Here is a 13,663-nt window from a genome sequence, read left to right on the forward strand (position 1 = left end):
GCGACGCGCGCCGTGCGCAATGTAATGCCATTCGACCGGTTCTGACCCGCCGGGAGGATGGCGTTCGAGATGCAACTCGCTGGCATTGCCGCTGACCACCGGTCCAATTCGCGGGCAACCAAGTGCCCTCGGCCGGACCTTACCTCGGCATGACGCGAGCAATTTCTGCACCAGGCGCGCAACGTATGCCACTCCCTCAGATCGCTCAGCGGTACCTCTAGGCCTGCATATATGCTGCCCTCTGCCATGGCTTGCGGCGACATTTTCGGCTCGCCGGGTGTGATGATCTTCCTGTGGGTCTTGACCCTCTCGGCGACATTGCCGTTCGGCCGTCCCGAACAAGGCCAAAACCTCGCATCGTTTTCCGCTCCCGGGTCGAGCTTGAACGTCTCGTCGATGATGTCCTGGCGTGCGGCGAGCTCAACGCCGAGGCGCTTGGTATCGGTGCATGGCACGCGTGATGCGGCGGTGTGGGACGGGTTCTCACGGTCTGGGGCTTCAGGATCGTGCGGATGGGCCACGCATTTCTGGCGGCGAAAGCACGGGCAATGCGTGTCCAAAACCTGACAGAGGCACAAAACTAGTCAGGTTCTTTACAACCGTCATCCGGGGCACTGTAAGCACATTCATGCGGTCACAGCGCGCTGAGCGCGCTGGCACGGCTTCTGCGCGCATGATGGTGACTGCAGGCGCTGCCGGCCGGTGCGATCCCGTCCTCTGGCCGCGAATGCCGCCTCTCACGCCGGGCCACTTATATGCGCCCGGCAATGCGGTAGTGGGCGGATCACGCGGTTCTGTGCAGCGCACAGACAAAGGGCAAGACCAAGCCGTCCTGACATCGCATGGGAGTTCAACGTCTTTGCACCAACGCCCAGGAATGGTCGTCGCGACAAACAACGCCTGCGAGCAATCGGCCCGGCCGTGAGGACGACTTCTTCACGGTGCCGTTCATCTCAGTCGGCGCCAAGATCGATTATCAGATGACCGGCCGCGCCAGCGTCTTCCTGGCCGGCAATATCGACAATATTTCGCAAGAAAGGCTACAACACGGCCTACGACTTCGCGACAGGCGAACAACTAAGCTACAAGGATAGCAATAGCGCCGGCATGGACTTCTACGCCTTCACCCTGTTGGCCGGCTTCAAGCTGACGTTTTGAGCGCAGTCATGTCTGGCGCTGAGCAGGTAAGGCGATGCGTGGAATAAGGACGCACAATGCATCTGTGCGCAATACCCAAGCGGCGCCGACGTCGGCCAGGATCTCAGGATTATCCGGGCGGTCCGCCAAGCATGATCCGGCCGGCGTGAAGGTGTTGTTCGCCGGTCATCCCGTCGAATTTAAGGTCCCGGGGGCCGTCTGGCACCGGTGCGCGAAGCCGGTTCGAAACGGGCAAAACCCGTAGCAGTTCCATAGCCCGCCTAACCAAAGGCGGGCATCGTAGCAGGCCCCAGTCCTCGGACCGAGGTCCAAAAGAGCGGCCAGGTGATTTCGCGATCCCGCAAACGCCTCACAGACTGAGGAGAAGTCATCCCGTGATCACCAACCAAAGAATGCCCTCACGCTGATTCACTCAAGATGACGCTCGAGTCAGGCCTGGCGATATGATGATGGCTCATATGGCCCTGCGCTGCCCACCAATCCAGTTTGTCCCGCTAAGGGCGTCGAGGACGCAGCATCAGCAAAATGAGGGACAACTCACTTCGCCTCGAACTTTGCCCATCGCGGCTCCTGGTCTAACCGGCATCCGCATCGAGCCGCAGCATCGAGCCGCAGCAGAACGCCAAGAGCACGATGACGCTGACCGTCGCGCGCATTTCAGTGCCGCGCTTTTCCACGTAATGGGTGGTGCCGTCCTGTCGTTTGGTCCAGAATCTTCGTACGGCAATCGAGGAACAGATGAGCCTTAGTGGCCGTGCTTCAGGAAGATCCATCCTGTCCGAGGACGCTATTGTCGACGCTGCGACACATCGCCGGCGTGCCCGTCTCGCGCATAGGCAGTCTCGCCAGGAGATATTCGAGATGCTCCACGCCTTACGCCAGGAGGGTCTATCCTACAGCGAGATCGCCCGACGGACCGGCTATGAGCGTCGCAGCGCAGCGAAGTGGCTCAAGTTCAAGGCTCCGTCAGATAGGCGGCGAGCAGCATTGAACCCCACATCACCATGGTGCTTTGAAACGTTCCTTGCCCAATGCTGGAAGGAAGGGAACCGCTGCGGACGGCATCTTTTTCATGATGTCAAGCAGCGCGGCTACACCGGCAGCTTCTCCAATCTGGAGCGACTGCTGGGAGCTTGGCGGCGGGCCGAAAGAGTGCGCGCCGATGATGTTCCTTCGATGGCGATCAGCTTGGGACCCGTTCGAGATCCGGATACCGGCCACGCGTTTCGCCAGTTGTTGCCGCGGCGCTGTGCATAAAGCCAAGAGGCCTGCTGACGCCTCGACAAGCAAGGAAAGTCGATGCCCTGAAGCAGGGATCTGACGCATTCGCCGAGATGCGACGCCTGGCAATGCGCTTCAACGGTATTCTTCGGAGCAAGAGGTCGGAAACACTGGACCCCTGGATCGACGATGCAATCGACTCCGACATCATTCCGATCATGCGATTCGCCCGCGTCTTGCGCAGAGACATCGATGCCGGCAACAACGCCATCGAGCTGCCCTGGAGCAACGGACAGGCCGAAGGTCAGATCAACCGCCTCAAGAGCCTCAAGCGCGCAATGTACGGCAGGGCAGGCGCCGAACTGCTGAGAGCACGAATGCTGCCACCGCGCCACACAAATTGAGGAAGAACCCGTTTAACTGCCAAGCGACATCTGGAAGCGGCGCTCTTGGCCGAGGTCCAGTCCGACTTCAACCGATGATTGCCGGGCCCTTCTAGTAGCCGCTAAAAGTTGCCGTGTCGGGAGGGGCGCTACCACCTTTTCAGCCATGAGGCCCCCGTTACCACACCTCCTCAATGCGGCGCCAGCGGCGGCTTCGTTCAATCCTCTCGCAAGACCCGGGTTTCGGCAACCTCGAAGTGTCAGAGGCCTTTTCTAGAAACCAAGTCAGCGCCTCCTCAGCCGGTCTTGCAGCGCCTGCCGATCGGCGACGAGGTTGTCGAGGGGCAGCGGCTCGCGGTCTGGCCGCTGCCCTTCCACCAATCGTCCAACCAGCGCCCACGTGCCGTCCAGCACAAAGACGCCGCAATCATAGTCGTTCGGCTGTCGGGCCATGGGGGCTGGCGCCAAGGTGGCGTTCAGCAGTCCTGCGAGCTGTGTTGCAGGCACGTCGTTGTATCCCTCTCGCTGGCGGGAGTCGTAGTGATAGGCGACCGATCTTTCCCGGTTGCGGCGATCAACGAGCAGCAGCGACCAATGGGTGCCGGGCCTATCAAGAGTGCCATTGTTCACGGGCAGGAACAGGAAGTCGGCCGGGGCGGTGTTTTGATTATAAATGGACTGCAATGTGTGTTGCGCGGTGTTCGACCCCACGTGACGCAGGAGATGGGATACCGACGGATCCACCAGCCGTGTCCGGGCGGCGAGCTCCGGATTGATCCCCTGCAGTTGCCCCTCCAGCAAATGGTAATCCCTCTGGATATGGGCGTCGCTCAGCCACTCGGTGGCGCCGAGCACCGATCCGTTGGCGACCTTGGACGAGGCTGTCGGATCGAACGCCCCGATCTGAGCATCGGAGGAGGTGGTCGTCAGCGTCGTCACATCAACCACTGGAAGACCGCGGTAGGTGCCTGGCAGGCTGGCGGTTGCTGGCGAGGCGGGTTGGGGAGCTCTTGGCGGTGCCGCTGGCGCAACTTCACCCATGGGCCGAGGTCGAGGGTGATGGATGAGCTGAACCTCATTGGGTTCTCCCGCCCCCGGAACGGCGGCGGACCCTGTCCCTTGCATCATGGTCTGCCACTCCGTATCGCGGAGCATCTGCCGCTGCGGACGCACCGGTCCAGAATGAGCATCGTCGCGCAAGTCGGACGGCGTGGGCGCATTCAGATCAACAAAAGACTGAAGACCGCCATAGGTGTCTGAGCGAGCCCTGATGGATTGCGCGGGCGCAAAGTAAGCATCGTCGCGCAGGTCGGACGGTGTGGGCGCATTCAGTTCAACAAAGGAATCAAGGCCGCCGAAAGTGTCTGAGCGCGCCCTGACGGAGTGCTCTGGCGCAAAGTGAGCATCGTCGCGCAAGTCGGACGGTGTGGGGGCATTCAGATCGACAAAAGACTGAAGACCGCCATAGGTGTCCGAGCGCGCCCTGACGGAGTGCTCTGGCGCAAAGTGAGCATCGTCGCGCAAGTCGGACGGTGTGGGGGCATTCAGATCAACAAAAGACTGAAGGCCGCCATAGGTGTCTGAGCGCGCCCTGACGGAGTGCTCTGGCGCAAAGTGAGCATCGTCGCGCAAGTCGGACGGTGTGGGGGCATTCAGATCAACAAAAGACTGAAGGCCGCCGAAAGTGTCTGAGCGAGCCCTGACGGCGTACGCTGGCGCAAAGTGAGCGTCGCGCAAGTCGGATGGTGTGGGGGCATTCAGATCGACAAAAGACTGAAGACCGCCATAGGTGTCTGAGCGAGCCCTGACGGAGTGCTCTGGCGCAAAGTGAGCATCGTCGCGCAAGTCGGACGGTGTGGGGGCATTCAGATCGACAAAAGACTGAAGACCGCCATAGGTGTCTGAGCGAGCCCTGACGGAGTGCTCTGGCGCAAAGTGAGCATCGTCGCGCAGGTCGGATGGTGTGGGGGCATTCAGATCAACAAGGGACTGAAGGCCGCCGAAAGTGTCTGAGCGAGCCCTGACGGCGTCAGCTGGCGCAAAGTGAGCGTCGCGCAAGTCGGATGGTGTGGGGGCATTCAGATCGACAAAAGACTGAAGACCGCCATAGGTGTCTGAGCGAGCCCTGACGGAGTGCTCTGGCGCAAAGTGAGCATCGTCGCGCAGGTCGGCAAGTCGTGCGGCTTCAGGGTGGACCCCAAAGGGTGCCTTCGCAGTTGATGGTGACGCGGATTCGTGCATCGGGTCGCTCAAGAAAGGCCCGGTCCCCTCGCTCTGGGCGGGGGGCGCGGCGAGCGCCTGCGGCGGGCTGACCCGCCCAGCATCCAGCAGCAAAGCCGGCTGCTCACGCGCTCGCAGCCCCAGCTCTTCGTTCGCCTCGACCAGTCTTAGGTAGTTCCGAAGATGCGCCACATCGGAAAAGACGACTTGCCTTCCAGTCCGTTGGAGCGCTACTACATCGTTCTCCAGCCTTAACTGCTCCTGCTTCGAGCCGTTAACTCGGCCAGCTATGCTCCCCTTGCCCTGTTTTTGAAGCCAATCACTCACCCCACGAAGACGTGTAGCTCGCTGCTGGGCGAACTGCCTCTGCTTCGCAGTCGGGACTCCAAAATCCATCAACGCTTGGCCGAGCGCACCATCGATGAGGGGGGCGTCTTCGGGATGAGGAATCAGGCGACGGGGCCGCCCGATGCCACGGGGTTCGGGTCCTTCGGCTTCTTCAGCCCCAGGCAAAAACCGCCGGAGATCAAGCAGAGCCGATTTAAGTCGGTTATGAGGGTCGCCACCCAGGGCCCTATACTCCGAAATCGCCTTATCTAGTGAACCGCCTTGCAGCTGAGCAGCTAAAGGCTCTTTGTTGTTTTCTTGGAGCCACCGAGCAAACAGTCGAAATCCGGAAAGAGTGTTATTGATGGCCCCTTTGATGGCGATGTCGCGCCGCCCGGCGTTTTCCCGGAACCTTGCCAAGAGACTCACGTCCTCGGCAGGGAGCTCCCCAGTTAGATGGCCTCGCGACGGGAGGCTACCGGGCGCAAGCTTGTTCAGCTGCCCAACGACAGCAATACGGCCACCATCCTTCAGATAGTCCTGCACATCGGCGACAAAAGAAGCATGGCTGGGCGATTCGGTGTTGAACCGGTCGGATATGGGCCTGCGATTTCCCTGGCGCAGCCACCGGCTGAGATGGTGTAGATCACCTACGAATCTCTTGACTGTCCTCTCGTGCATGTTCGCTTGGACGGCTACTTTCTTGAAGGTGGAAACAAGCGCCTTGTCCTCGGGAAAGGGTTCGGAGCGGTCGCGCTTTTCGCCCACGCGGGCCTCTTTATTCACCCCAAACTCAGGTCGTTGTCTCCCGCTGTTCGGTCCTGGGCGCGGTCCGTGCGTCGCCGCATCGGACGTGTGGCGCGCGCCAGCGGCAAAGTTGTCCCGCAGAGCGGTCGACGGCACCGGTTGCGGAGCGTGGAGGTCCGTGCGCCGGAGCCCTCCACCGCTTTCCCCGGACGAACTAGGCTGCAACTGGTTCAACTGCTGCTCAAAACTCGCTTGCAGACTGGCGGCCTCCTGTTGCCCTACCTGCATGCCGGTATTCTGCCGCGCCACGCCTGGCGCAAACGGGTTCAACTGCCGAGGATTAAACTGAGAACCATCCATATCATTTTCCGTTTGAAATAGAGGCTACTCGCAAGTGTCCGCAGACAAGCTCAGATCTGGTGTAAACGGACAGAAGCCGGTAACGCCTTGGTGGCGAATGGGTTGCGAGCCTCGGACCCTCCCGGCAAGCTATCGCAACCAGCTTTCGAGAAGCTGACCAACCGGAAAAAACCACGTCCACAGGCCTGCATTTCCTCACACGCCCGCTCAGCCCCGATCGCCGGGTAGGATAAAGCGGCCTCTGAATCTGCGGACGCCAAGCATTTTCGCATTCCAGTGACCACGTGTTCCAGGCGATTGTGATGACGAATTCCAGTGATTGCGATCAGGTTCGGAGGCGAAACGCTATGGCAAAGACGATGTCCACCGTGCCTGAGCGCATCAGTTCGAGGAACTCGTCGCGGTAGCGGTCGACACAGAAGGAATCCGACAGCGTCATCGAGACTTCACTCACCCTTCAGCGGCCTGATGTCGAAGGCGACGCCCTGCGCATGGATGTCGTGGCCATAGATTTCGCCGAGCGCATCGTTGGAGACCTTGCCGAAGAAAGCGGCGCCGCCGCCGAAGCTGGCGACGCCGGCCGCCGTGTTGTCGGCGCCTAGCGGGCAATGCCACGGCATGGTCTGCACGGCTTGCTCGATGTCTTCGCATGACCGGGCATAACACCGCGGACGAGCGGGACGAGCTCCCCCGTCGCCGATAATGCATTGCGCACGCCTCTTATCTATCGTCTCCCCGACCAGCAATATGGACACGGACTATCTCGCATTTCAGGTGCGCGAAAGTCCTTCAGAGGACGCCAAAATCAAGGACTTTCTCGCATCTGAATTGCGCGAAGCTCATGCCTGTCTACGGGCATGACGAGCCTGCTCGTCTTCGCTCTCGACGTGCTTCTTGCCGAATTTACTCCTTTGCGCTCGAGCAATGCTGACCTTCCCCCAATTTCTATCCCTTTGAGTTCGTTTCCGGCATTGGTGTGCCCTGCTGGGCGGGTGAAGCGACGGGCGCTGGCGCGGAGCCTTTCGCATAGCGCAGCGCGAGCGACCGTCGCGGACTGAAGGTGGAGGCGAACTCGGCCGGTGTCCGCCAGGCGATCTGGGATTGCGTCCGCGCGGTGTAATAGTCGGCGCGCTACAGGCGATGGCGACGCTTGCCGTGCGCACTGTAATGCCATTGGACGGGTTCTGATCCGCCCAGGAGAGCATGGCGTTCGAGATGAACTCGCTGGCATTGTCACTGATCAGTGATGAGCCGGTTCAATTCCCGGGTAAGCAAGTGCCCTCGACCGTTCTGAATAGCGCGCCTTTGCCATACCGGCGGATTAGGCGCGGCCGACTTTACTTCGGCATGATGCGAGCAATTTCTGCACCAAGCGCGCAACGTATGCCACTCCCTCAGATCGCCCAGCGATACGTCTAGGCTATGTATGCTGCGCTCTACGACGGCTTTCGGCGACACTTTCGGCTCGCCGGGTGTGATGATCGTCTTCTGCGTCTTGACCCTTTCGGCGACATTGCCGTTCGGCCGTCCCGACCAAGGCCAAAACGTCGCGCCGTTTTTCCGCTCCCGGGTCGAGCTTGAACGTCTCGTCGATGATGTTCTGGCGTGCGGCGAGCTCAACGCCGAGGCGCTTGGCATCGATGCACGACACGACGTGATGCGGCGGTGTCGCACGGGTTCTCACGGTTTGGGACTTCAGGATCGCGCGGATGGGCCACGCTTTTCTGGCGGCGCGAAGCACGGGCAATGCGCGTCCAAACCCTGACAAGGGCAGAAAGCTTGTCAGATTCTTTACGACCGCCATCCGGGCACTGTGGGAGGTTTTTCAAATCACATTCATGCGCTTACTGCGCGCTGAGCCCGCTGGCACGGCCTTTGCGCTCTTGATGGTGACTGCACGCAATGGGGCAAGACGAGCGATGCTCTCTCCCCTGAACCCGTGTGCCGTCTCTGAGCGGGAACGAGCTCGTGCAGAAAGCAAGCTTTGGAGAGCAACATTGGTGCTATTACGAATCGGGTCCCCGGCTCCTTCGATTCAAGCGGAAAACTGGCTGCGTGGCGAGCCCCTCACGAGCTTTCAGCCCGGCAAAGTGTACATCGTCGAATTCTGGGCAACTTGGTGCGGCCCATGTGTGGACGGGATGCCCCATCTGATGCAGCTGCAGGAGAAATACAAGGACTGCGGAGTTGAGATTGTCGGAGTCGCGGCTTCTGAAGACGCTCCAACGGCCGATCAGGCGCGAAGCAAGTTGGACGCTTGGTTGACCGAAAAGTTCCTGAATCTGAACTATCGGATCGCGTTCGACTCCACAGGCGAAATGAACACGCTTTGGATGGAGCCCAGCTTTTCTTTCGGGATTCCGACCTCGTTCGTGGTCGACCGAGATGGTCACATCGCCTTTATCGGTCATCCGATGCAACTCGACGAGGTTTTGCCGAAAGTGCTTAACGGCAGCTGGCGCGCCAGCGATAAAGCAAAGTCCGCCGATACGGAGCGGATCGCGGTAGGCGTAGGCGAAACCATAGCGCGCGAACAAGCGCTGAAGAAGCCGATCGATGACAGATTTTGGGCGGCAATGGAGGTCGAGGACTGGACGGCGGCGCTCTCGGCGATCGAAGAAGGTGTCGCGTTGATGCCGCACGATCTCGGCTTCCGCGGGTCTCATGTGAATCTGTTGCTTCACAAAATGCACGACGTGCGGGCCGGCTTGCCCGTCATGCGCCAATTCGTTCGCGACGCGATCGACAGAAACTCCGAGAATTGGATGGTTGCGGCGGCGGCATAACATGGAATGGCCTCGCTGGCGGCATGCCTGCGATCTGGTGCTGCAGCCCACGCTTGCCTTCACCGGCGGTTCGATGGGGCAGCCCAGCCCTATCGCACAGTTGATCCGGAACGGCGCCATTTCTCAATAACTCCATAGATGGGCGTCGCGCTCACGGTTGGCTGCTTGATCCAGGCAATTCAGGCCGCCGCCATCCTCGTGACACCTGGAGGACGCTTGAAGGCTTGGATCGTCGAAAGACACCTCTAAGCGACCATCTTCTGAATGTTTTCACTGAATGGGGTCGCTCGTTTGTTGGGATGCAATCCGAGCTCGGGCTGATCTTCGATCGGTTCGAAACACTTGGGGCGCTTGCTCATTTGGAAGAACATAGTGAAGATGAACTGAAGGCCACGCTTTCTGTCCACGATCGCAAGGAACGCATGTCCGTCGGACGCATCGGCTGGCGTGAAACTGCTCGACAGGCCGTGCAGCAAGATTTGATGGCACCGCCAATCCGCGCCGATTTACTGAAGTCAGGCTTTGCCCACGGAAGTGACGCCTATTTAGACTTGTTCGCCTTCAATCTCCGGCGGGTGGCCGGCTGGATGGATTGGCATAAAACTAACAGCTACTGTGGAGCCATTGCGAACAAAACGAGAAACGTGATTCAGTGAATCGTCCGCATCTCAAACGATTCGCATCCATAACCGTCCCCTGTCTGGGAACCCTGAATATCGAACAGCGGCGCGCCGTCGAGCCTGGCGTCGTCGACGCAAAGGCTGAAAGGCTATGATTGCTGCGCCACTTCTCATCATCGCAGGTCCCGGATCCGGAAAGACCAACACGCTCGCCCATCTGATCGTTGGCGGCGACGATCCGCGCCGTATCTGACGATGAAGGGATCACCACAGCGCACGTTGAAGAGGGTAGTCGATCTGCGGAGCATGCAGACGATCACAAGCGACCAACTCCTCCACGCGGACGCTGATCGATACCAAGACATACGTCGGACTTCGACACGAGCGAGAAATGATGGCGTCGACGTATTTGTGTGTGAGCGGTGTGGGTACGCCTGCTATGCACCGAGAGAGCCAACGACGCGGCTGCCATTCTGGCGGCATCGAAAGGGCGCGCCTCGTGATTGCCCATGGTGGACGGGAGATCCAGGATCGATTGACGGCGTCAGTGCCACGCAGTTTCAAGGAACACAGGAAAGTCCACTTCACCTTCGTCTAAAGCATGTCATAGCTGAGCTGCTCGAATTGGATCCGTTAACCGAGCCTGGCTCAGTTGTGGTGGACCGCTATCTTCTCAGCACATCCGGCCGGCGCCGGCCGGATGTGCGTGCGACGTATGATGGCAAGCCGATAGCAATAGAAATTCAGCTCGCCACGACTCAGATACCGATCATCGTTGCGCGAGAGAGTTTCTATGAGCGGGAGACGAGGCACCTGATTTGGCTGACTTGGCAGTTCGAACCGGTTGAGCGGTCGAAGATGCTGACGGCGTTCGAGGACATCTTCTATTCCCACAACAAGAATCTTTTCTCATTGGATGATCAGGTCATCGATCGGAGCCGATCCACCAGAGCGCTTAATCTACGTGCCTTCTGGGAAGGCGAAGGCGGTTGGCAATCAAGGCTAATTGAATTAGCAAAGCTGACCTGGCCGCCGAGTGGCCTTCCATTCGCAGTTGCACCTCGGCCAGCCTGGCATCTCGATTTTCGATCACGTTGGCTCGCTGCAACGACCGAAATCGGCACACCACGGCCGGACCGCATAGCGTTGCTCGATGAAGTTGCGGCGACGATCGGGCAGGATGGCCTCACAGGCGAGCTGCTCGTCGAGGCTGACTATGACGCTCTGCTCAACTGCATTCTTTCCTTCATTCAAAAGAAACCCGTCGGCTCGCGGCAGCACAACCTTGCCGAGTTGATCAACACATTCCTGGCGGTGGATCGGCGACGTGGTTTCGCACGCCTGCTCCGGAAGATAATCACCGTCACGGACGCCGGATATCTCTTCGAGAGAAAAAGCGTTCGTGACAAGTTCCTCACGGCAGAAGCGGAGATCCAAGATGGACCGGACACGCTCACCGGCCAATTTGCGCTGCTGCTTTTTCCCGAACTTTTCCCCAAAAAGTAAAGTCCATCGACTGTGCTCCGGCGTGGTGACACAGGGCTTGGCTGCGATCTATCGCATCCTGCTACTCAGAAGGCGTCCCACCTCCGCCTGGATGCGATTTGTGGTGAGACCAACAACGCCGAACCGTTCGTAGATGGCGGCCACCATAGGAAACAGAGTGTCGGCAAGGCGGGAACTGATATCGGCGGCGGGGACCTCCGTTTCGACCAGTACCTCGTCGCTGCGAGCAGGCCTGCCCTCAAACATAAGCTCACTGATCGGGTTCGCCCAGTTCCGCAAGAGCCGGCCGGTCAGTCCGGTATAGAGCGCACGAAACCGGACCGTGATCTGGCTTTCCGGGTCATTACGCATAAGACCAGCTAGTCGCTCGGCGTGAAGAAGCGCCTCGCCCATCCGCCACACAGGCAATGTCGTATCGAATACACTCGCCGGCGGAAAAGTCTCCTGACCGTCTTCCTGATAACCACGGATCAGGAACAATCGTCCCGAGGGTACGGCTCGCCAGAAGTCGCAATGCGCGGGGTCGCTAAAGATGTTACGCTTGATCCCGTCACTCTCTGGGGGTAGCCGTACCTCAATGGCTCCGCCGACCTCGCGCGGGGCAAGATCTTCGCGGGTCAACATCATGAAAACCGGCCAACCAGTGTGCCTGGTGACCGCTTTGTCCAGGACCTGCTCGAACTCCGTTAGAGAAAATGACTTCAGATCACCTTCCAGGCAGTAGTCGAACCGATACCAGCCGTTTGGAAACCTGGCATGGCTGTCGCTTGGCAGATCATTCGTGAGCGCGCGCCACCGCTCAAATGACTCCCGCACGAACCGGTCCTGCGCACCGCCTTCGGCAGGCTCGTCCAAAAGTCCGACGACACGAAGGATATCGAAGGCCTTTGCGAGCGTGAGGGTGTGCTCGCCTCGTTCGAAGGCCGCAATGGTCGGGATGCTGACACCAGCGAGCGCCGCATGCTCGCGCTGGGTCATACGTTCTTCTTTTCGGCGGGCGAGCGCTTCGTCGACGAGCGTGCGCCAACTCAGCGGGGCTATTCCCCGAGGATTCTCAGGCATTGGTTACTCACGATCTCAGAATATCTGGTGACAAAGCCGTCGGGCCCTTCGCCTGCAGGCGGTTGGATGATCGCTGAAGCTTTGGCGACCTGTCTTTTAAGTTCCTTCAGCGTCTGGTCGATGGCGCGATCCGGAAGACCGATATCGCGTCCGAAATCTCGGAACAGTTCGCCGTCGGCAGCGCCAAGGTTGACCTGTTTGCCGCGGATGGTCAGTGCCAGTGTTTGATCAAAACCGTCATAGATAGCGGTATTGAGGACGTCATAGGCGGGCGAGAGTCTAAGCCCGGTCGGCGTTTCCAATAGGGAGAAATTCTTGAGATGGGCGTCGCAGTTTCCGACAAGCGCAAAAGCAACCAAACGCTGAAAGAAGCGCTGAAGGTCGATGGCCGCGCGCGATGAGTGCTTTTTGATGATCGTGGCTACATCTTCGTAGGCGGCATCGTATTTGCCTCCATAGTCCTGACCGCGGGGCTTGGCGAGGATCTGCGCGCAATCTTCCAGTCGGAGCTTTTCTCCCTTCACTCCGCGGTCGAACCGGGTGACAATGAGGGCATATTCGTCACCCACGGGTGCGGATTGGAACTCGTTGACGTCTTTCGCGCCCAGCACCACGGCGGCCCACCGCAAGCTCAAGGCCTCGTTGCGGACGAGCGTCGGAATGCTTTCGGAGTTGAATTTAGCGATATAGGGAGCCGGTCCGGTTGCTCCAGCCGGGACAAAGCCATCCTTGCCGCGCACAACAAGGAGCTTCTTCTGTATCCCGGAAACCGTGCGGCCAGGACTAGTCATGGCTTCGGCGGCTGCCGCGGGAAGCTCGGAACCTTCCGGCGGGACAACGCTCACAGCACCAATGCAATCTGAGCCGTATCGCAACAGCAGGCCAAGATCGTCCTGACCGTCAACATGAGCCCCGCGTGCCTGTTGCTCGCGCAGCCAGCCCTCGGGTCCGAGATGTTGGAAAAATGGATGCAGGCCAGATCTCCAATCATACTCCTTCCGCGTGGCTGGAAAGCAGCAGGCAATATCCTCCGTCCAATCCCGCTCGTAGGCAAAGCGGGTCCCTCCGGCAGGTGTCTCTGACAACGTACCGGCAAGGTGGTCCTTGAAAAGGACCCTAGCAGAGCGTAATTCAGAAGCTATGGCTTTCCCTTTCCTTTTCCCGACTTAGGTAGCAGCCCATCTGAGCAGCTTTGACTTATTATATGGACATCGATATCGGAAAAGCAAACTATTATTTCATTTCTTTTTCACAGCGACATGGAATGAAGGCG

Annotated in this window: 8 protein-coding genes and 4 pseudogenes; 7 read left to right on the plus strand and 5 right to left on the minus strand. The window is 59.4% G+C overall.

Features of this window, described 5'->3' with window-relative positions; translation table 11 throughout:
• Positions 1 to 842 precede the first annotated feature (842 nt).
• Positions 843 to 1,094, plus strand: a complete 252-nt coding sequence (locus ACZ89F_RS23330) for a hypothetical protein (RefSeq protein WP_476094422.1) — start codon at positions 843 to 845, stop codon at positions 1,092 to 1,094.
• A 639-nt stretch (positions 1,095 to 1,733) separates the two neighbouring features.
• Here the strand turns inward: ACZ89F_RS23330 and ACZ89F_RS23335 are convergent.
• The gene (locus ACZ89F_RS23335) at positions 1,734 to 1,931 is read right to left on the minus strand and encodes a hypothetical protein (protein ID WP_476097479.1); all 198 of its coding nucleotides are present in this window, start codon (positions 1,929 to 1,931) and stop codon (positions 1,734 to 1,736) included.
• Here ACZ89F_RS23335 and ACZ89F_RS23340 point away from each other — a divergent pair.
• A pseudogene (locus ACZ89F_RS23340) lies at positions 1,861 to 2,783 on the plus strand (transposase); the annotation flags it as partial. The gene ACZ89F_RS23335 and the pseudogene ACZ89F_RS23340 sit on opposite strands and share 71 nt — an antisense overlap.
• A 264-nt stretch (positions 2,784 to 3,047) precedes the next feature.
• Here ACZ89F_RS23340 and ACZ89F_RS23345 read toward each other — a convergent pair.
• Both ACZ89F_RS23345 and ACZ89F_RS23350 read right to left on the minus strand, forming a co-directional pair.
• Positions 3,048 to 6,077, minus strand: a complete 3,030-nt coding sequence (locus ACZ89F_RS23345; RefSeq protein ID WP_476094423.1) for a Ulp1 family isopeptidase — start codon at positions 6,075 to 6,077, stop codon at positions 3,048 to 3,050.
• 688 nt (positions 6,078 to 6,765) lie between these two features.
• Positions 6,766 to 7,012 (minus strand): annotated as a pseudogene (locus tag ACZ89F_RS23350) (hypothetical protein); the annotation flags it as partial.
• Positions 7,013 to 7,842: 830 nt separating this feature from the next.
• On the opposite strand from ACZ89F_RS23350, the gene ACZ89F_RS23355 reads away from it, so the two are divergent.
• From ACZ89F_RS23355 to ACZ89F_RS23375, 5 genes and pseudogenes are all read left to right on the plus strand, one after another.
• Positions 7,843 to 8,181 carry a hypothetical protein gene (locus ACZ89F_RS23355; RefSeq protein WP_476094424.1) on the plus strand — a complete coding sequence of 113 codons (339 nt, stop codon included), beginning with the start codon at positions 7,843 to 7,845 and terminating at the stop codon, positions 8,179 to 8,181.
• Between the two features lie 235 nt (positions 8,182 to 8,416).
• Positions 8,417 to 9,193 (plus strand): annotated as a pseudogene (locus tag ACZ89F_RS23360) (TlpA disulfide reductase family protein); the annotation flags it as partial.
• Between the two features lie 233 nt (positions 9,194 to 9,426).
• On the plus strand, positions 9,427 to 9,858 hold the full coding sequence (locus tag ACZ89F_RS23365) for a hypothetical protein (RefSeq protein ID WP_476094425.1): 432 nt from the start codon (positions 9,427 to 9,429) through the stop codon (positions 9,856 to 9,858).
• Between the two features lie 59 nt (positions 9,859 to 9,917).
• Positions 9,918 to 10,072: pseudogene (locus ACZ89F_RS23370) on the plus strand (UvrD-helicase domain-containing protein); the annotation flags it as partial.
• A gap of 56 nt (positions 10,073 to 10,128) precedes the next feature.
• On the plus strand, positions 10,129 to 11,328 hold the full coding sequence (locus ACZ89F_RS23375; RefSeq protein ID WP_476094426.1) for a DUF6035 family protein: 1,200 nt from the start codon (positions 10,129 to 10,131) through the stop codon (positions 11,326 to 11,328).
• A gap of 48 nt (positions 11,329 to 11,376) precedes the next feature.
• Here ACZ89F_RS23375 and ACZ89F_RS23380 read toward each other — a convergent pair whose 3' ends face one another.
• Positions 11,377 to 12,390 carry a helix-turn-helix transcriptional regulator gene (locus ACZ89F_RS23380; RefSeq protein WP_476094427.1) on the minus strand — a complete coding sequence of 338 codons (1,014 nt, stop codon included), beginning with the start codon at positions 12,388 to 12,390 and terminating at the stop codon, positions 11,377 to 11,379.
• A complete protein-coding gene (locus ACZ89F_RS23385; protein ID WP_476097347.1) occupies positions 12,366 to 13,532 on the minus strand; it encodes a type II toxin-antitoxin system HipA family toxin in 1,167 nt (388 codons plus the stop codon). Before ACZ89F_RS23385 ends, ACZ89F_RS23380 begins: the two co-directional genes overlap by 25 nt.
• Positions 13,533 to 13,663 lie beyond the last annotated feature (131 nt).

It is taken from the genome of Mesorhizobium sp. USDA 3734 (assembly GCF_056279665.1).